A 20,018-nucleotide genomic window follows, 5' to 3' on the forward strand; every position below is an offset into this window, starting at 1 on the left:
GGCGTTTAGAAGATTTAACTTATGGTAAATTTATCAGCATCTTTTAAAAATGGAAATTGACGTCTGATTTTAACCAACTCTTCGTAATTGATACTGAACGTATATAAATCTTCGTCCTCCGGTTTATAGTATACAGTGCTTCCGTAAGGATCGATACACATGGAATGGCCGCTATGATAAATTTGATTTCCATCATGGCCAACACGGTTTACAGCAATTACATAACTTTGGTTTTCTATTGCACGGGCTGGAATTAGCGCTTTCCAATGTGCTGAGCGTTTGTCAGGCCAGCTTGCTACAAGCAGTAAAATATCATATTCTTCATCTACATTACGCAACCAAACCGGGAACCTTAAATCATAACAAACCGCTAATCTTATTTTCCAGCCTTTAAGTTCGACAATGAGCTTATCCTTGCCCGGGCTAAAGTTTTTGTCTTCTTCACCCAAGCCAAATAAATGCCGCTTATCGTAATATTGATGATCGCCGTTTTGCTCCATCCAAATTAAACGATTATAATAATTTCCGTTCTCTTTGATGATTAAACTGCCCGTAACAACGCAATTATATTTATAGGCCATTTGCTGCATCCACTGCATGGTAAAGCCACCCATTTCTTCGGCCAAAGCTTCAGAGTTCATACTAAAACCACTGTTAAACATTTCGGGCAAGATGATTAAATCTGTCTTTTCCCGAACACCCATTGATAAACGGAGGGCGAGGTTTTGTAAGTTTTTTTCTATGTTTTCCCAAAAAAGATAAGCCTGAAATACAGTGACTTTCAGGTTCTCAATTTGAGTGTAAACAGGTGTGTTCATATGTTTAGTTTTACGGGATGATTAAACATTTTTTAATTTATCTGCTGCCATTGCGAGGGTTGAATTTTCTTTGGCAAAGCAGAATCTGATGATTTTATGGTCGGTTGCTTTTTGGTAGAATGCCGAAACTGGGATGGTGGCAACTCCAAACTCTTTAATCAGCCTGATGCTAAAATCTGTATCTTTCTCATCGCTGATTTTACGGTAACTGGCGCACTGAAAATAAGAGCCATTACAAGGCAATAATTCGAACCGGCTTTCTGCCAGTAGCGCTCTGAAATAATTGCGTTTTTCTTCAAAAAAACTGGTTATTCCATTATAATTGCCTGGTTCTTTAATGTAATCGGCAATGGCTTGCTGCATCGGACTATTAACGCTGAAAACATTAAATTGGTGTACTTTTCGAAATTCTTTCGTTAATTGAGCAGGGGCGAGGCAATAACCTAATTTCCATCCCGTTGCATGCAAGAGTTTGCCAAATGAGGCTACAACAAAACTTCTTTCCCTTAATTCAGGAAAGAGCATTACGCTTTTGTGCTTCTGTTCATCAAAAATTAAATGCTCATAAACTTCATCGCTGAGGATTAAAATATCCGTCCCGTTAATCAGCTTAATAAGTGCTTTCATATCATCCTCTGATAAAATACTGCCAGTCGGGTTTTGTGGAGAATTTAAAATAATCATCCTTGTACTCGAAGTAAACAGCTTTTTTACCATATCCCAATCTATGCCGTAGTTAGGGGGAGCAAGCTCATAGGTTTTCACCAATCCACCCAAAAGTTTAATGGTAGGGGCATAGCTATCATAAGCAGGTTCGAAAATGATTACTTCATCGCCCGGATTTATAATCGCAGCTAATGCCGTAAAGATAGCCTGGGTTCCGCCGGCAGTAACCGTAATTTCAGTGTCGGGGTTATATTCTACCTGATAAAGTTTTGCTACTTTTTCGGCAATGGTTTCCTTCAGAAAATTATTGCCTGGCATTGGTGCGTACTGGTTGTAGCCATCCTTCATGGCTTTATTTACCAATTCAGTTAGTTTTGGATCGCAGGGATAATCTGGGAAGCCCTGAGATAAGTTAATGGCATGATGTTCTGCCGCAAGTTTAGACATTACCGAGAAAATGGTAGTACTTACGCCTGGAAGTTTCGATTGTATATTCAACATGTTATAAGCGAAAATAGCAAAAAAAACCTTAAGGAATAAATTGCCAAGTTTTCAATCATCTGATTTAAAAACAAACATGTTGATAAACGGGCTTAGTCAGCGCATTTTCGCCCTATCAGCCGCATCATTAACATATATAATCGAGATACTCATGCTGCTAAGTTAATGCCCCGCTACAGCGACATCGGCAGATGCCTCAATTTCTGTTTTGATAAATCTTTTTCCGATTAACAGGCAAATTAAGGCCGTAAATGCTGCAGACGTCATGACTAAAGGCATTGGAACTACGGAGTGTTCGCTAAACAGACTCACCATTACCGAGGCCAATGCGCCTAAGCCCATCTGTAATGCACCCATTAGCGCCGAGGCACTACCTGCATTTTTGCTAAATGGTGCCAAAGATAAAGCTGCTGCATTTGGATTGATAAAGCCTAAACAGCACAAAAATAATGCGATAAATCCTATTGTTGAGTATAAGTTAAGCCAGTCGTTTAAAGCAAAAACCAGGAATATTAAACTGAATAAGCATTGTGCCAGTAGCGCCCAGGTTACAATTTGCTTGCTGGTAAACCACTTTAAAATTAAACTGTTGATTTGACTCGAACCGATAAAAAAAACAGATAGCAGTGCAAATATCCATCCGTAACCTGTTTTGCTTACTTCATAAATTTTCATGAAAACTTGTGGTGAAGAAGAAACGTAAGCAAATAAACCAGAAAAGGTGATCGAGCTAATTAATGCGTAGGTGGAAAATTGAGGTTCTTTTAAAACGGTTAAAAAACTGTTTAAAATAGGTTTTGGTTTCAAAGAGTAGTTAGGATCAGGCTTATAACTTTCCGGAAGTTTAAAAATTGATGCAAGCAATATTACTATCGCCATAAATCCTAAAAATACGAATACGTATTTCCATCCTGAAGCTGAAATTAAATAACCACCCGCGGTTGGGGCAAGCATTGGTGAAACAGCAATAACCAACATCAGTGAGGCAAATACTTTTGGGCTTTCTTCTACAGAAAATAAATCGCGAACCATAGCCACTGATGCAACCGCCGTTGCACAACTTCCAATGGCTTGTACAAAGCGTAAAACAATTAGTTGGTTCACATCGGTTACGGCTAAGCATAAAAATGAGGCAACAATATAAAGTACCAAACCAAAATAAAGCGGTTTTTTGCGACCAAACTTGTCAAGCAACGGACCATATAAAAGCTGACCAGCCGATATGCCAATAAAAAAGCTAGATAGCGATAAAGCAACGGTAGATTCAGAACTCTTTAAATCATTTGCAATATCTACAAAACCAGGCAAGTACATATCGATTGAAAAAGGTCCGAGTGCTGCTAGTGAACCTAAAATGAGTATCAGAAAAAAGTGTTGTTTCTTGGCCATGTTTTATTAGTAATTCCGAAGCGCAAAGATTGGGAGATTTAAGTTCTTAAACTATTTTTAAGGTCGAATGATTGTAAAAAGGTATCTACTGTAAAATTTAACAGCTAAAAACATCATTCTGATTTGATTTATCTTTAGATTTATGCGCTATGACTTTTAAAACTAAAGAAAGCCGTTTACTTCTTATCCTTGGAAGTTTTTTTGTGGCAAATGCAATATTATCAGAATTTATTGGCGTTAAATTATTCAGCGTTGAAGAAACCCTGGGATTTAAAAAGTTTGATATCAATTTGTTCGGCGTACCTAATTTATCGTTTGTGATGTCAGCTGGTGTGCTTACCTGGCCAATTATTTTCATCATGACGGACATCATCAACGAGTATTTTGGTGTAAAGCAAGTCCGGTTTTTATCAATTCTTACCTCTATATTAATTGCTTTCGCTTTCCTGGTAGTTTGGGGATCAATGCATTTAAGTGCTGCAGATTTTTGGGTACATCAAAATATAAATGGCGAAGATTTGAATATGAACAACGCTTTTGCAGGTATTTTCGGCCAGGGCATGTGGATTATAGTAGGTTCAATAGTTGCTTTTATTGTTGGCCAGCTTGCCGATGTATTGATTTTTCATCGCATTAAAAAAATAACAGGAGAAAAGTCGCTTTGGTTACGGGCGACCGGTTCGACGGTAGTTTCTCAACTTATTGATAGTTTTGTGGTCATTTTCATCGCGTTCTATTTAAACCCTCAATACCACTACAGTTGGCAAATGGTTGCCGCCATTGGTTTGGTTAACTACACTTATAAATTTGTTGTAGCAATTTTAATGACACCAATATTGTATGTGGTGCATGCCATTATCGATGGATATCTTGGTAAAGATTTAGCCAGAAAACTAACCGAAATGGCAGGAAGAGGATAAAGTATTTTAACGCAAAAGGTCGGAATCGCTCCGACCTTTGTACTTAACAACAAAACAAATAAAAAAATTAACCTTAAAAAATTCTTAAAGCGCAGCCAATTCAGCTGCATATACGTTTTCTGCAACTTGTTCTTGCTTGTAGATTTGTCTGCCAGTATAAGCCACAAATACATCCTGATCTAAAAGCAAATCGCGATTTTTAATTAAACTATCCAGTTTTACCGTACCAATTACGTATTTATATTCACTGGCTGCATAACGTTCGCTAATGTTATCAAACTCCAGCAAACTAATTAAGTCTTCATCGGCATAGCGCAGATAAATTTCCAATAAAATATCTTCAGTATGTTTCACACCATTTTCAGAATGATATTTTTTATACTCATAACGATAATCATAACGTAGGGCAGCGATATCAGAAAGTACGGCAGCACCGGTTGGGTGGCCACCTGCGCCTTTACCAAAGAAAAACTGTTTATCAGCAAAGGCTGCCTGAACGGTTACCGCATTGTACTCGTTTTCAACATTATAAAGGAAATCATCTTTAGCCACCAACTTGGGCAATACGTAAGTCACAATATCTTTAGTGTTGACCTTTCGAGCCGTGGGAACCAACTTAATCTTGAAGTTTTTTTCACGGGCATATTTAATATCATGCTGAGAAAGATTTTGAATCCCAATGTTCAATATCGCATCCGGATTAACGAACAAGCCATAAGCGTGTGCAGTTGCAATGGCTAGTTTATATTTCGGATCGTAACCTCCAACATCTAAAATTGGATCGGTCTCAGCGAAACCTAAATCCTGGGCTTCTTTTAATGCCGAATTGTAACTTTGATTGTCATTAAAAATCTTTGATAAAATATAATTTGAAGAACCATTAAAGATTCCACTTAATGCATGGAACAGCTCATTATCATAATATTCTTCCAGGTTTCTGATGATTGGAATACTGCCACAAACAGCACCTTCATAGAGCAACGAAGTGCCATGTTGCTGCTGTAAATCTACAAGCTCTTTCAGGTGCGTGGCAATCATTTTCTTATTGGCAGAAACTACATTTTTGCCATTCTTTAATGCAGTCGTCACGATATCGTATGCCGCATCGGCATCATTAATGAGTTCTACTATCGTGTTGATTTCCGAATTATTCAGAATCTCATTTTTATCGGTAGTGAACAAATCTTTATTGAGGGTTCGTTTCTTTCTCGGGTCTTTAATTGCTATCTTAATGATTTCGAGGTTAAGGTTCTGGCTTTGGATGATATCCAATAAGCCCTGACCAACCACTCCAAAACCAAATAATCCGATTTTTAAATTTTTACTCATGTTATTTTATAGTATCAAGTAGCGAGTATTGATTAACAGTATCAAGACTGGATTTTTACAGCGTTTTCGCTACTGTTTTATTTGTAGTTATTTGCCACGGAAACACAAATTTACATGGAATCATTTTCCGTGCTTCAGTGTTTCTGTGGCGAGTTAATTATTTTATTTTTTCGTTAGTGTGTTTGCATAACTTCAAACTTTTGACCTTTAACCTTATTAGGCCGTGTGCTGCAACTTAATAATCTTCTTGTTTCTGCTTTCTTTAATGAAATTTCCGATGATGTTTGTCAAAGCATTTGTTTCAATTAAGAAGCCATCATGACCATATTCAGAATGGATGGCGGCAAACTCAGCGTCAGTGATGTGATCAGCTAAATATTTCTGCTCAGAAATTGGAAAAAGAAAATCATTTTCTATACCAATCACTAAGGTATTTGCCTTTATTAACTTCAAAGCTTCGGCAATTGACTTCCGATTCCGGCCAACATTATGGCTATCCATCGCTTTAGTTAAATAATAGTAACTATAAGAATTAAAGCGATTTATTAATTTTTCTCCCTGATAATTTTGGTAAGATGAAGCCCTAAAGTGATCTGTTTTATCATTTACACTTTCTACCTGTGTGTTTCCATAAGCGCTATAAGTTCTGTAGCTTAAAAGCGCAATGCTACGAGCAGTTTTCAAGCCCTTACTACCACCATCTGGTTTGTTGGCATAAAAAGTTCTATCGGTTGTAATGGCCAATCGCTGACTCTCATTAAAAGCAATTCCCCATGGAGAATGAACAGCATTTGTGGCAACAAGAATAAGGTTTTCAATCCTATTGGGTTCGGTAATTCCCCATTCCACCGCTTGCTGACCGCCTAACGAACCACCAATTAAAAGTTTGATGTTGGCAATTCCTAAATGATTGGCCAGCAACTGGTGTGCAGATACAAAATCGCGAATGGTAAATTGTGGAAACGATAGAAAATAAGGTTGACCCGTTACCGGATTTACACTTAACGGATTGGTTGTTCCGTAATTTGAACCTAAAACATTTGCGCAAACAACGAAATGCTCCTGAGGGTTGAACAATGCGTTCTGCCCGAACAAACCTTCCCACCATTCAAAAACATCGGCATTTGCTGTTAAGGCATGGCAAACCCAAATTACATTATCTTTATTGGCATTTAACTTACCAAAGGTTTGATAAGCAATTTGCAGGTTGCGAATTTTTTTTCCGTTTTCTAATTTAAATTGTTTGGGATAACTATATGTTGATGCTGTGCTCATTATAAAATCGTAATGTCGTAACTAAAATCTGGTTTTTAGGCTTCTAAACTTTCTGCCGTTGCGTGAGTTCCGATAGCAGCGAATGCCTGCTCAAAATCTGCTTTGATATCATCGATATGCTCAATACCCACTGATACCCGCAAAGCATTTGGTTTTACGCCTGCCGCCAATTGCTCGGCTTCACTTAATTGCTGGTGCGTAGTAGCCGATGGTTGGATAATCAGCGTTTTGGCATCGCCAACATTTGCCAGGTGAGATACCAGTTTTAGTTGATCAATAACTTGTGTAGCATTTTCTTTCGTACCATTTAACTCGAAAGATAAGACACCACCGAAACCATTACTTAAATATTTTTTTGCCAGATTATTGTATTTACTGCTCGCCAAACCTGGGTAATGTACTTCTTTAACCAACGGATGATTTTCTAACCATGTCGCCAACTCCAAAGCATTATCTACGTGGCGTTGCACACGAAGTGATAAAGTTTCTAAGCCTTGTAATAATAGAAATGAATTAAAAGGTGAAAGGGCAGGACCCAAATCCCTTAAACCTTCTACCCGGGCCCGAATAATAAATTGTATGTTACCAAACGGTCCGCCAATACCAAAAACATCGTTAAAAATCAATCCATGATAACCTTCAGAGGGTTCGGTAAACTGAGGGAATTTTCCGTTGCCCCAGTTATAGTTACCACCATCCACAATTACACCGCCAATGCTCGTCCCGTGGCCACCAATCCATTTTGTGGCAGATTCTACCACAATGTTGGCGCCATGCTCAAGTGGCTTAAATAAATATCCACCAGCACCGAAGGTGTTATCAACAATAAAAGGAATATCGTATTTCTTAGCAATTGCTGCGATTTTTTCAAAATCGGGAATGCTAAAAGCAGGGTTACCAATCGTTTCTAAATAGATGGCTTTAGTTTTATCTGTAATTTTTTGCTCAAATTCTTCTGGTACATCAGGATTTGCAAAATCAACTTGGATGCCCAAACGTTTGAAGGCTACTTTAAACTGGTTGTAAGTTCCGCCATAAATATGTGATGAAGAAACAATACTGTCGCCGGCCTCGAGGATATTATGCAAAGCGATAAATTGAGCCGCCTGACCTGATGCCGTGGCTAACGCTGCAACGCCACCCTCCAATGCTGCGATTCTTTTCTCAAAAACATCGGTCGTTGGATTCATTAGCCGGGTATAAATATTACCGAATTCTTTTAACGCAAATAAATTTGCGCCATGCTCTGCACTATTAAAACCGTAAGATGTAGTTTGGTAAATCGGTACAGCTCTTGAACCTGTTGTTGGATCAATTTCCTGGCCAGCATGCAATTGTAAAGTTTCGAATTTATATGAGGTTGACATTTCCTAAATGATTAATTGTGTGAATATTTAAATGCTTGGAAGATCAAAATCTGATGATAAAACCATAAAATTTTGATCGTCTGATTAGAGGCGTATCCTGATCGATCAGGACCTTCCAATTTGAAAAGGCAACAAAAGAGGAAGATTTTTAAATTACTGTATGCAACAGCACATACAAGTAATCGCCAGCATATCACAACAAATCAATGAAATAGAAGAAGTTTCTACCTTTTTGAAGTTTGAGTTGGGTTCGCTTTGCGATGGAAGATTTAATGTATTCATCAGTTCTAATTTATATCTCCAGACAACACCATGTTATCCGGTCAGGAATTGGCACCTTCTCTTTCTGAGGGTTGCCAGTGGGTCACGGAGCCTGTCTCTCGCCACTTCTTTATAAATCAATCCGATTAAGATTGACTTTTACTTAGTTGTTCACCAAATAATATTTCAAATGTCTGAATTTATTTTCAAACAACAAAATTAAATTTCGAATTTTTATTAAGCACTTGTAAATCAAATTGGTAATTTTAGTTCAAAATCTGCTTACATCAAATTAACATCAATACCTTAGTTTTGCTAAACCTATCTAATCATCATGAAAAAATTAAAATCTATCTCCCTAATGCTGTTCATCGCAGCTTCGGGAGTAACAGCTCAAGCGCAATTTGGCGGATTAAAAGACAAGCTATTAAAAGTTGGAACAGCTCAAGGTGCAAAAGCGCTTGGGGTTGATAAATTTCTAAAACAACCGGCAGCAATTACAACCGCATTTGAAGATGTGAACAGGGAGGGTGAGAAAATGCCTGATTTTAATGCTAATGCAAAATTTCAACCCTTGTATCTATTACCAAAAAATCCTGATGGCGGTTATATTCTATGCGAAGGTTTCTACGAAATGACGAATAAAAGCTACTGCTTAAAGGCAGGAACTTTTGCACCGTCAAAAGGTGATGGTTACATGTTTGCGCCTGTTTTAGGTCCGAAAGAGGAAATTGTGGTTTCTATTTTGAAGAGTGCAGAGAAACATCCAGATGTAACGCAACATGATATTCAGGTTTTGCTTTGGACCATCATTGCCCGAACAAAATTTGCCGATTACACTGGAGCAGTGAAATTAACAGCACTACAGCTTTTAACGCCAAAACAGCTCACACAACTAGAAGGCGGTGCCTTAGGTGTTTTGCCGTTTGATGTAATGGAAAAGGCTAAAGACCAATTGCCTTCAGGAATTAAGGCAGTTTTTGAGGCTGAAAACAATATTCGCCAGCTCGTTTCCTCTGGAAATTACACCTATGCCGATATGGAAAAATACGCCATTATTGCAGGAATGGCGCCACCAAGAGCTGATGTACCTAGCGGCATCTGGACCAAACATCCTGATGGTTATTATGTGCGTTATTTTCCGTCTGGTTATGCCATTACTAAAGTGCAGGTTTACGTGCCTAAAGAAATCCTCGCCAACGGAAACAAATTAATTTACGATGCCGCCGGCGATATTGCTTGTCCTGCCAATACCGGTTCGCAGCGTTTGGCACAAACAAACGAGCCGCTGAATGCAAATTATTCGGCAAAACTGGTAACGGTTTGTAATCCTAAGTAATATTACGTTTTAAGACTGTCATTCTGAGGCACGAAGAATCTGTTTCATAGGTTCCAGATTCTTCGTTCCTCAGAATGACAATTTATTCAGGGTTGCTACTGAAATGAAAAGTAATTTTTTTAGTCCAGAGATTTATTTTTCTCTGAACACTTCGTGATTTCCACTATCTCAAAATGATGATTTCTTTTGGAAAGCTTCCGACGACAAACGGATTATCCCAATGCTTGTGCTAAATCAGCTATAATATCATCAACATGCTCCAAACCAACAGAAATTCTCAGCAAATTTTTAGGAGTTTTACTATCAGGTCCTTCAACCGAATAACGGTGTTCAATTAAACTTTCTACACCGCCCAAACTGGTTGCCTGGGCAAATAATTTCACGCTATTTACCACTTTACTGGTTTCCTCAACGTCGCCTCTAATCAGGAACGACATCATTCCACCGAAGTCTTTCATTTGCTTTTTAGCAATTTCGTGTTGAGGGTGCGTTTCTAATCCAGGAAAAAAAACAGCCTCAACTTTTGGATGATTAACGAGATATTGAGCAACCAATTTCCCATTTTCGCAATGGCCTTTCATGCGGTAAGCCAGCGTTTTTATGCTTCGGCAAAGTAAATAACAATCAAATGGTGATGGAACTGCACCTCCGGTTTGTTGTATGTTTTTGATTCTTTCCCAAAGTTCATCCTTTTTAGCAGTTACTAAAATTCCGCCAAGCACATCACTGTGGCCACCCAAATATTTTGTACTGCTGTGCATCACAATATCAGCACCAAGCAAGATCGGGTTTTGTAAAATAGGAGAGGCAAAGGTACTGTCGCAAGCAAACGTAATGTTGTGTTGTTTCGCTATTTTCCCAATTTCTTCGATGTCGGTAACCTTTAATAACGGGTTTGATGGTGTTTCAATCCAGATTAATCTGGTACTTGGTTTTATACTCGATTTAATCAAATCCAGATCTGTTTGATCCACGAAATCAAATTCAAGTGTTTCATTAAAGATAGTTAGCAGTTGTTTTTTAATGCCCCAGTACATGTCATCAGGAGCGATGATATGACTTCCGGGCTTCAACGCCTGGAACAAACTCATGCCACAATTATTTCCAGATGCAAAAGCTGCTGCATCTGCTCCATATTCTAATTTAGCTACAGTGTTTTCTAAAGCAGACCGGTTGGGGTTGCTTACCCGACTATACATATGCCCACCAGGATAACCTCCATTTTCATCACGAAAAAAAGTTGTCGATAAGTTTATAGGAGGAGTCACATCTCCGGTAATATTTTTAACAAGATTAGATGCGTGAATAGCAAGGGTTTCGGGTTTCATGATGATTTAATTTTGATGCAGGTCAACTGCAATGCAATTTAATAATTCGCCGCTAATTTAAGCTTCGTAATTGTTTTGGCAAGATTTATGTAATCAGTTTTCCGAAAATAAAATTAAACTAAAATGAAAAGATTATTTATAGCTATCGCAATAGCATGTTCTACTTTAGTAATGTTACAAAGTTGTTCATCAACTAAAAATGCTGCAACAGGCATTAGTGGCGGTAGGGGTACCATTACCGGAACCTGGGTGTTAAACAATGTAGCATTAGAAGGTTTACCTGATCAGGCTGTTCAAGGTTTGTTTGGCGAAAAATCGTACAAATGTTTCCAGGGAAGTACATGGAAATTAACCAATAGCGGGAACGGTTCTTATACTTTGCCTGCATCAAGCACTTGTGGTGAAGTTATGCAAACCATTTTCTGGTCTGCTACACCTGCTGACGAAACTTTTCAGTTCAAAAAAATCTACGAAGGTGATAAAGCTAAAAATGTAACAGAAGGTTACCGTTTGGTTTTAACACAACTTTCTAAAGGCAATATGGTGATGAAGTCACCAATTGAGTTCGGTGGAAAAACAGCTAACATCGTGTTAACGTTTTCGCCAGCAGTAAACTAGAAATAAACTACCTACGAAAAACATCATATCAAAAGCATCTCTGCAAGGAGGTGCTTTTTTTGTTAGCCACAGATTCACAGATTATTATTGTTAAAGATTTTTTGCCACGGAAACACGGAATTTCAACAAGATACAATTTTCCGTGCCTTCGTTATTTCCGTGGCATTTTTATTAGTGAATTTTTATAAAATAGAAATCTGTAGCCAACCAATTTTAGAAAAATAGTTCCTATCCTTTCCATGTTTTGATGATAATCGATTAGCATTCTTACAAACCAAAAATCTATTAATCTGTGGCTAACTCATCGTTTGTTACAAGAAAATGATTTTCAAATCGCCTCAATATTGTATTTTTGTTCAAAATAAAATCAGGAATGAATACAACTGAACAAGTTGAAAAAATATTAGCTGATACTTCATTATCAACTGAACTACAAAACATTGCACACAAAGTCCTTAACAAAGAGCGTATAACTTTTAGTGAAGGCGTATACTTATACGAGCACGCTGAATTGGGTTATCTGGGCGTTCTGGCCAACTTCATCCGTGAAGAAAAGCATGGCGACAAAACTTATTTTAATCGCAATTTTCACTTAGAGCCTACCAATCTTTGCGTTTACGATTGTAAGTTTTGTTCTTATTCCCGCTTGATTAAACAGAAAGAAGAGGGTTGGGCATTAACGATGGATCAAATGCTGGATATCGTTAAAAAATATGATGATGAACCTGTTACGGAAGTTCACATTGTTGGAGGTGTTTTGCCCCAATATGATGTGGCATTCTATTCGGCTTTGTTTAGTGCGATTAGAGCGCATCGGCCTGATTTGCATGTGAAAGCTTTAACACCTGTTGAGTATCATTATATTTTCAAGAAAGCTAAAATTGACTATGCTACAGGCATGAAATTAATGAAAGATGCCGGCCTTCAATCGATGCCAGGTGGTGGTGCTGAAATTTTTCACCCCGAAATTCGTGAGCAAATTGCGAAGGATAAATGTACAGGTGAGCAATGGTTGGCGATACATGAGGAATGGCATAAATTAGGTATGAGAAGTAATGCGACAATGCTTTACGGTCATATCGAGAAATTCGAACACCGTGTAGACCACATGGAAAAACTTCGTCAATTGCAAGATAAAACAGGCGGCTTCCAAACCTTTATCCCGTTGAAATTCCGTAACCAACACAACCAAATGAGCAACGTTGCCGAGTCATCAGTAATTGAGGATTTGAGAAACTACGCCATTGCCCGTATTTACATGGATAACTTCGACCACATTAAAGCCTATTGGGCGATGATTAGTCGTGAAACTGCACAGTTAGCGTTAAATTATGGTGTTGATGATATTGACGGCACTTTAGACGATACTACAAAGATTTATTCAATGGCTGGTGCTGAAGAACAAACACCTGCAATGAGTACCCGCGAATTGGTTAATCTAATTAAACAAGTTGGCCGAAAGGCAATAGAACGTGATACTTTATATAATGTGGTTACCGATTTTGAAAGTGTCGTTTTCGAGGAAGAAAAGAAACCGCAGTATTACAAATTACCCGTTGTAAATTAATTTTTAATGAGTGAAAGACAGATTGAGTGAATTTCTGCAAAATGCTTAAATCATTCAATCCTTCATTAATTCGAAATTCAATTACTCTCTAATTCAAAAATCAATCATCTAAGAATTTAAAATGAAGCAAATTTATATTATCCGCCATGGAGAAACGGAACTTAACAGACAAGGAATAGTACAAGGCAGAGGTATAAATTCTGATTTAAATGATACAGGAAGGGCACAAGCAGAAGCCTTTTATCAAAAATACAAAGACGTACCTTTCGATAAAATTTACACATCTGAATTAAAACGCACCTGGCAAACCGTTCAAAAATTCATCGATTCAGGATTGCCTTGGGAAAAACTTTCTGGGTTAGATGAATTAGCATGGGGTGTTTGGGAAGGAAAACCGAACTCTGAAGCGGCTCGGGATGCTTTTCGCGAAATGCTGGAAACCTGGCAAAATGGCGATTACACAGCTCATTTTGAAGGTGGTGAAAGCGTTCAGGATGTTTACGAACGTTTAAAACAACCCATGGAAGTTCTATCAACCCGGCCAGATGAAGAAACTGTTTTACTTTGCATGCATGGCAGGGCAATGCGTGTTTTTCTTTGTCTTCTGCTCGATAAACCATTAAGTGAGATGACCGAATTTCCACATCAGAATACCGTTTTGTACAAACTGGGATTTGCAGATGGGAAGTTTACCGTTCTTGAGTTCAACAGCGCTGTTCATTTAGATGGTTTAGTAATCAGATAATTCGCTTTACGCCATACGCGAAGCAAAAAAATTAAATACCTTGAGTAAGATTAAAATATCGGCTGTTGCTTACACCAACACCAAAGCATTTATATACGGGTTGCAACATTCGGATATCATTAAAAAGATTGATTTAAGTTTAGATATCCCTTCAGATTGTGCCGCTAAAGTAATTAATGGTCAAGTAGATATAGGTTTAATGCCTGTAGCTGCAATTCCGCTGGTACCAAATGCAAATATTGTTGCAGATTACTGCATCGGTAGCGATGGTGCTGTGAATTCAGTATTCATTTTTAGCAATGTTCCTGTTGAAGAAATTAAAACATTGAGGTTAGATTCCCATTCCAGAACATCGAACAATCTCGCTAAAGTGTTGCTTAAATTTTATTGGAAGAAAGAAGTAGAATTCATCACGAATCCAAATGCTAAAACTGATGCAATTGTTTTAATTGGCGACAGAACTTTCGGTAAAAAGGATGACTATGCATTTGCTTACGATATGGGACAGGAGTGGAAAAACTTTACTGGCTTGCCATTTATGTATGCTGCATGGGTGTCGAACAAAGAAATCTCTCAGGAATTTAAAGCTGAATTGAACGCTGCCCTAAAACTTGGTCTAGATCATAGACAAGACGTATTAAATGATTTGCCTCGAATTGAAAATTTTGACCTGGAAGATTATTTATTCCATAAACTTCAATTTAAAGTAACAGAGGAAAGAAAAAGGGCTTTGAAATTATTTCTGGGATATATCGAAGAATTAGAAAAACAAACTGCTTAAAAGATCTTCATCCTGCTTTAACAGCATATAAATGATTACAAAAAAAGGCAATCCGGTTGAGGATTGCCTTTTACTTTTAATGCGATTTTAGTTTTCCAGCTATGGTTTCTAACTTACTTTTTAATTTGCTTATCGCTCCGCTAAGGGCTAAATCATAGTTGTTACCTAAATTAGTAACTGCAATAGGCTCTTTGCCGGAAATTCTGGCTTCCAGTAAACAACGCTTGTCATCCAAACCATCTTTGCTACCATTTTCATCAGATAAATGAACTTCCAAACGGGTGATCAGATCATCAAATCGGGCTAAGCCATCATTAATTAAGCCTTTAATTTTATCTTCGTATTCCTGGTGTATGGTTAGGTTTTTATCAGTGTTCAGTTGAATCGTCATAATTAAAAAATTAGGTTAAACTATATAGGAATAACATTGGATACACAGAAACGTTTTTAATATCAACGTTTTATTTCTAAGTATTTGGTTTTGAGTTAACTTTGTTTATAAACCTGATAGGAACGAACATCCCGAATTTCTCGGGATAAAGTGGATAGCAGGGCTGATTAACAAAAAAGTGCAGAACCACTGTTTTTCTAATAATTATTAAATATTCGATTTTAATACCTGATTAAATAAGTAACAATCTTTCAACTTTTCAACAAAACAGCGTTAAAATGCGTAATCGTGCTATCTTTATAGCTTTTGCAAATTAATTTCAGTTTTGGCTAAAGACACGAATAAAGAAACCCCGTTAATGCAACAATACAACGCCATTAAAGCGAAGTATCCAGGTGCACTTTTACTTTTTAGGGTTGGAGATTTTTACGAAACATTTGGCGAAGACGCCATAAAAACCGCTCAAATTTTAGGGATTGTTTTAACCAGAAGAGGCACTGGTCCGAATGGCGGTGCTTTAGAATTGGCCGGGTTTCCGCATCATTCTTTAGATAATTACTTATCGAAATTAGTTAGGGCAGGGCAAAGGGTGGCTATTTGCGACCAATTGGAAGACCCAAAAACGACGAAAACCATTGTTAAACGAGGCGTTACCGAACTGGTTACGCCGGGAGTTGCTTATGGCGACAATATTGTTAATCAAAAGTCGAATAATTATCTAGCCTCAGTTTTTTTTGATAAAACGCAAATTGGTGTTTCATTTTTAGATATTTCGACCGGTGAGTTTTTAATTGCCCAGGGAAACGGTGATTATATTGATAAACTTTTACAAGGTTTTAAACCTACTGAAGTAATTTTTCAAAAATCAAAACGACAAACTTTTTTAGAACAATTTGGCGATCGGTTTTATACTTTCGGACTGGATGAGTGGCCTTATACTTCTGATTACGCCGAAGAAACCCTAACCAAACATTTTGACGTAGCTTCACTAAAAGGTTTCGGAATTGAACGATTACAAAGTGGCATCGTTGCCGCTGGAGTTGTTTTGCATTATCTGGGTGAAACCGAGCACCGCAATTTACAGCACATTACTTCCATTAGCCGGATTGAAGAAGACCGGTACATGTGGCTGGATCGTTTTACGATCCGGAATCTGGAATTGGTAAATTCTGCCAACGATAATGCCGTAACTTTATTTGATATACTTGATCATACCTCGACTCCAATGGGTGCCCGCTTACTTCAAAAATGGATTATCATGCCATTAAAGGAGTTGAAGCCAATTGAGGAACGTTTGGGCATGGTAGATTTTTTTGTGAAAAATGAGGAAATTCAGCAAGAGTTTCTAACGCACATCAAGCAGATTGGCGACATCGAAAGATTGATTTCTAAAGTAGGTTTGCAACGGGTTGGTCCCAGGGAATTGGTGGCACTAAAACGAGCCTTAATTCATATTGAGGCTGTAAAAAATCTTGCTGCGAACTCTAAAAACACCTTTCTTATTAAAATTGCCGACCAGCTAGATCCTTGCTTGGCCATCCGTGAAAGAATAGAGCGGGAACTTCAGCCTGAACCACCAGCCTTACTAGTTAAGGGAAATGTGATTAACGATGGTGTTGATGAAGATTTAGACCGGTTACGTAAGATCGCTTTTGGCGGTAAGGATTATTTGGTACAAATACAGAAGCGGGAGGCGGAAGCAACCGGAATTCCATCGCTAAAAATATCATTTAACAATGTTTTTGGATATTATCTGGAAGTTACGCATACCCATAAAGATAAGGTTCCGGAAGGATGGATTCGAAAGCAAACCCTGGTGAATGCCGAGCGTTACATTACTCCTGAATTAAAGGAATATGAAGAACAGATTTTAGGCGCTGAGGAAAAAATTCAGGCCATCGAGATCCGGTTGTATAATGAGTTAATGTACGAAACAGCCGGTTACATTAAACCAATTCAGCTAAATGCATTTTTAATTGCACAACTCGATTGCCTGTTGTGCTTCGCCCAGTTGGCTGAAAAAAATCACTACGTTAAACCTACAGTAAACAAAGATAAAGTACTGGATATTAAGGGTGGTCGCCACCCCGTGATTGAAAAACAGTTACCTGTAGGACAGGAATATATTACGAATGATGTGTACCTGGACAGTGATTCGCAGCAGATTATCATGATTACCGGACCAAACATGGCGGGTAAATCGGCTATTTTAAGGCAAACTGCGCTAATTGTTTTGATGGCTCAAATGGGAAGTTTTGTTCCTGCGAAAGCTGCTGACGTAGGTTTGGTTGATAAAATCTTTACCCGCGTAGGCGCATCTGATAATATTTCATCTGGCGAAAGTACGTTTATGGTAGAAATGAATGAAACGGCCAGTATTTTAAATAACATTTCTGATAACAGTTTGATTTTGCTGGACGAGATTGGTCGCGGAACAAGCACTTACGATGGCATTTCCATTGCCTGGGCTATTGCTGAGTTTCTACACCAACACCCAACATCCCGCCCGAAAACTTTGTTTGCGACGCATTACCATGAATTAAATGAACTGGCGAATACAATGCCACGCATTAAAAACTTCAACGTTTCTGTTAAGGAAATGACGAATAAAGTTATCTTCCTCAGAAAATTAGTTCCAGGAGGAAGTGAGCACAGTTTTGGTATTCATGTGGCGAAAATGGCGGGGATGCCGCCGAAGCTGATTGGCAGGGCAAACGAAATTTTAAAGAAGCTAGAGATCGATAGGACAGAAGGACAGAGCATAAAAGATAGTATCAAAAAAGTTCAAAACCAGGCCTATCAGTTACAAATGTTCGCGATTGATGATCCTGTGTTGGTTAAAATTCGCGATACGTTGAATAATTTAGATGTAAACGCGTTAACTCCTGTAGAGGCGTTGCTGAAACTGGACGAGATTCAACGACTGATAAAAAATTAAAATAGGTTTTAGGGTATCGGGTTTAAGGCATGAAATTTTAAACCAATATCCTGGCCTGATATTCTACTATGGAAAAAACCCTTAACCTCAAAACTTACACCTTTGGCCTTTTAGCCATTTTGCTGTTTTTATCTTCTTGCGGCTCGAGAAAATATACTGTTAAAAGCGAAACTAAGGCGGCAAAAGCAGCTGATGCAATGTCGAATTTAAAGAGTAAACAACTTTATAAATTTATAACAGATTGGACGGGTGTGAAGTACCGTTTCGGCGGATTAGATAAAAACGGAATTGATTGTTCAGGTTTTGCATTTCTGCTGGAGAAAGAAATCTACGGCATAACCTTACCCCGAATTTCCCGCGACCAGGCCAAAGCTGTGAATAAAAAAAGCGTCGATAATTTAAAAGAAGGTGATTTGGTTTTCTTTTCTTTTGGAGGGAACGATGTTGACCACGTTGGTGTTTACCTTAACAACGGCTTTTTTGTACACGCCAGCACCAATAGAGGTGTAATTGTTGATGATTTGAATTTGCCCGCTTATCAAAGGGTTTTAGTGAAATCGGGTTCGGTTAATTAAACAATAGGTCATTTCGAATGTAATAAAGAATTTGTAGGCTATGCAATTCATTATGCATAAACTGACACAATAATCAAACTAAAACCACTTTAATTCCGTTCTAAATACATGCGTATATTTTATATAATCTGCTTATCTTTAATTACTTACTCTGTTAAAGCGCAAGTTAAATTGCTTACCCTTGATGATTTGGATAAAAGATTTGCCAATGGAAAGGATACAACATACGTCGTAAATTTTTGGGCTACCTGGTGTTCACCTTGCGTTGCAGAATTACCGCATTTTGAAAAGCTACGCACCGATAATGCAAAAAAGCCGATTAAAGTACTTTTGGTAAGTTTAGATTTCAAATCGAAATTACAGAAAGAGGTTATTCCTTTTGTGAAAAATCATAACATTAAAGCTGAAGTTTATCTTTTAAATGAGCCTGATCAGCAAAAATATATCGAACGGATAGACAAAAAATGGTCAGGTGCCATTCCGGCAACTTTGTTTGTAAACAAAAATGTTAGACGTTTTTACGAAAAAGAATTTACAGGGGAAGAATTGAAAAGCACTTTATTGAACTTAAAATAAGATCATCATGAAAAATTTATTTCTAATTGGCCTAATGCTGGTTTCAAGTGCTGTGTTGGCACAAACCGAAGGTTATAAAATTGGTGATGTAGTTAAGGATTTCTCGTTAAAAAATGTAAACAATAAAACCGTTTCATTAGCGTATTATAAAGACGCCAAAGGGTATATTGTGGTTTTTACCTGTAACACCTGTCCGGTTGCTAAAGCCTATCAAAAAAGGGTTTCGAACTTAAATAGCACCTTTGCGACTAAGGGTTATCCGGTAATTGCAATCAATCCAAATGATGCAACTGTCGTTCCGGGCGAAAGTTTTGAAAAAATGCAACTTTTAGCTAAAGAAAAGAGTTTCAGTTTTCCATACCTATTAGATCCAGATCATGTAGTCACTAAACAATTTGGTGCTACAAAAACGCCTCATGTTTTTGTGTTGAACAAAACTGATAAAGGAGCTGTGGTAGAATATATTGGTGCGATTGATAATGACGCGGAAGGCGATAATCCGGATAAAGTAAATTATATCGAAAATGCAATCAGAGAATTATCAGCTGGTAAAAAACCGACAGTTTCATCTACCAAAGCCGTGGGTTGTAGCATAAAATGGAAAAAAGGATAACTTACGTATCCTTTCCTATAA

18 protein-coding genes and 1 riboswitch are annotated in these 20,018 nt (G+C 37.8%); of the genes, 10 read left to right on the top strand and 8 right to left on the bottom strand.

Annotated elements, in window-relative coordinates; translation table 11 throughout:
• Positions 1 to 14: 14 nt before the first annotated feature.
• The 3 genes from R2Q70_RS13140 to R2Q70_RS13150 all read right to left on the bottom strand — a co-directional run bounded on the left by R2Q70_RS13140 (position 15) and on the right by R2Q70_RS13150 (position 3,374).
• Complete coding sequence (locus R2Q70_RS13140) at positions 15 to 818, bottom strand: nitrilase family protein (protein ID WP_316808027.1); 804 nt, start codon at positions 816 to 818, stop codon at positions 15 to 17.
• Between the two features lie 21 nt (positions 819 to 839).
• Positions 840 to 1,985, bottom strand: coding sequence for a methionine aminotransferase (locus R2Q70_RS13145; protein WP_316808028.1), 1,146 nt, complete (start codon positions 1,983 to 1,985; stop codon positions 840 to 842).
• A 162-nt stretch (positions 1,986 to 2,147) separates the two neighbouring features.
• On the bottom strand, positions 2,148 to 3,374 hold the full coding sequence (locus R2Q70_RS13150) for a multidrug effflux MFS transporter (protein ID WP_316808029.1): 1,227 nt from the start codon (positions 3,372 to 3,374) through the stop codon (positions 2,148 to 2,150).
• Between the two features lie 149 nt (positions 3,375 to 3,523).
• On the opposite strand from R2Q70_RS13150, the gene R2Q70_RS13155 reads away from it, so the two are divergent.
• Entirely contained in the window at positions 3,524 to 4,294 is a 771-nt protein-coding gene (locus tag R2Q70_RS13155) for a queuosine precursor transporter (protein WP_010600273.1), read from the top strand.
• 84 nt (positions 4,295 to 4,378) lie between these two features.
• Here the strand turns inward: R2Q70_RS13155 and R2Q70_RS13160 are convergent, their stop codons facing one another.
• From R2Q70_RS13160 to R2Q70_RS13170, 3 genes are all read right to left on the bottom strand, one after another.
• Positions 4,379 to 5,623 carry a homoserine dehydrogenase gene (locus tag R2Q70_RS13160; protein ID WP_316808030.1) on the bottom strand — a complete coding sequence of 415 codons (1,245 nt, stop codon included), beginning with the start codon at positions 5,621 to 5,623 and terminating at the stop codon, positions 4,379 to 4,381.
• Positions 5,624 to 5,839: 216 nt separating this feature from the next.
• A complete protein-coding gene (gene metX, locus R2Q70_RS13165; RefSeq protein WP_316808031.1) occupies positions 5,840 to 6,898 on the bottom strand; it encodes an alpha/beta fold hydrolase in 1,059 nt (352 codons plus the stop codon).
• Between the two features lie 35 nt (positions 6,899 to 6,933).
• Positions 6,934 to 8,265, bottom strand: coding sequence for an O-acetylhomoserine aminocarboxypropyltransferase/cysteine synthase (locus R2Q70_RS13170; RefSeq protein WP_316808032.1), 1,332 nt, complete (start codon positions 8,263 to 8,265; stop codon positions 6,934 to 6,936).
• 289 nt (positions 8,266 to 8,554) lie between these two features.
• Positions 8,555 to 8,665, bottom strand: a riboswitch (SAM riboswitch).
• A 195-nt stretch (positions 8,666 to 8,860) separates the two neighbouring features.
• Here R2Q70_RS13170 and R2Q70_RS13175 point away from each other — a divergent pair.
• A complete protein-coding gene (locus R2Q70_RS13175; protein WP_316808033.1) occupies positions 8,861 to 9,865 on the top strand; it encodes a hypothetical protein in 1,005 nt (334 codons plus the stop codon).
• 212 nt (positions 9,866 to 10,077) lie between these two features.
• Here the strand turns inward: R2Q70_RS13175 and R2Q70_RS13180 are convergent, their stop codons facing one another.
• The gene (locus R2Q70_RS13180; RefSeq protein WP_316808034.1) at positions 10,078 to 11,193 is read right to left on the bottom strand and encodes a trans-sulfuration enzyme family protein; all 1,116 of its coding nucleotides are present in this window, start codon (positions 11,191 to 11,193) and stop codon (positions 10,078 to 10,080) included.
• A 123-nt stretch (positions 11,194 to 11,316) separates the two neighbouring features.
• On the opposite strand from R2Q70_RS13180, the gene R2Q70_RS13185 reads away from it, so the two are divergent.
• From R2Q70_RS13185 to R2Q70_RS13200, 4 genes are all read left to right on the top strand, one after another.
• The gene (locus R2Q70_RS13185; RefSeq protein ID WP_316808035.1) at positions 11,317 to 11,811 is read left to right on the top strand and encodes a lipocalin family protein; all 495 of its coding nucleotides are present in this window, start codon (positions 11,317 to 11,319) and stop codon (positions 11,809 to 11,811) included.
• Positions 11,812 to 12,184: 373 nt separating this feature from the next.
• Positions 12,185 to 13,378, top strand: coding sequence for an aminofutalosine synthase MqnE (mqnE, locus tag R2Q70_RS13190; RefSeq protein WP_316808036.1), 1,194 nt, complete (start codon positions 12,185 to 12,187; stop codon positions 13,376 to 13,378).
• A 121-nt stretch (positions 13,379 to 13,499) separates the two neighbouring features.
• On the top strand, positions 13,500 to 14,123 hold the full coding sequence (locus tag R2Q70_RS13195; RefSeq protein WP_316808037.1) for a histidine phosphatase family protein: 624 nt from the start codon (positions 13,500 to 13,502) through the stop codon (positions 14,121 to 14,123).
• A gap of 40 nt (positions 14,124 to 14,163) precedes the next feature.
• Positions 14,164 to 14,904 carry a menaquinone biosynthesis protein gene (locus tag R2Q70_RS13200; protein ID WP_316808038.1) on the top strand — a complete coding sequence of 247 codons (741 nt, stop codon included), beginning with the start codon at positions 14,164 to 14,166 and terminating at the stop codon, positions 14,902 to 14,904.
• A gap of 76 nt (positions 14,905 to 14,980) precedes the next feature.
• Here the strand turns inward: R2Q70_RS13200 and R2Q70_RS13205 are convergent, their stop codons facing one another.
• Complete coding sequence (locus tag R2Q70_RS13205) at positions 14,981 to 15,295, bottom strand: HPF/RaiA family ribosome-associated protein (protein ID WP_316808039.1); 315 nt, start codon at positions 15,293 to 15,295, stop codon at positions 14,981 to 14,983.
• A gap of 325 nt (positions 15,296 to 15,620) precedes the next feature.
• On the opposite strand from R2Q70_RS13205, the gene mutS reads away from it, so the two are divergent.
• From mutS to R2Q70_RS13225, 4 genes are all read left to right on the top strand, one after another.
• Positions 15,621 to 18,233, top strand: coding sequence for a DNA mismatch repair protein MutS (mutS, locus tag R2Q70_RS13210; RefSeq protein ID WP_316808040.1), 2,613 nt, complete (start codon positions 15,621 to 15,623; stop codon positions 18,231 to 18,233).
• Positions 18,234 to 18,301: 68 nt separating this feature from the next.
• On the top strand, positions 18,302 to 18,808 hold the full coding sequence (locus tag R2Q70_RS13215) for a C40 family peptidase (RefSeq protein ID WP_316808041.1): 507 nt from the start codon (positions 18,302 to 18,304) through the stop codon (positions 18,806 to 18,808).
• Between the two features lie 108 nt (positions 18,809 to 18,916).
• The gene (locus R2Q70_RS13220; RefSeq protein WP_316808042.1) at positions 18,917 to 19,384 is read left to right on the top strand and encodes a TlpA disulfide reductase family protein; all 468 of its coding nucleotides are present in this window, start codon (positions 18,917 to 18,919) and stop codon (positions 19,382 to 19,384) included.
• Between the two features lie 7 nt (positions 19,385 to 19,391).
• On the top strand, positions 19,392 to 19,997 hold the full coding sequence (locus R2Q70_RS13225; RefSeq protein ID WP_316808043.1) for a thioredoxin family protein: 606 nt from the start codon (positions 19,392 to 19,394) through the stop codon (positions 19,995 to 19,997).
• Positions 19,998 to 20,018 lie beyond the last annotated feature (21 nt).

Source organism: Pedobacter agri, assembly GCF_032678665.1.
Lineage (GTDB): Bacteria > Bacteroidota > Bacteroidia > Sphingobacteriales > Sphingobacteriaceae > Pedobacter > Pedobacter agri_A.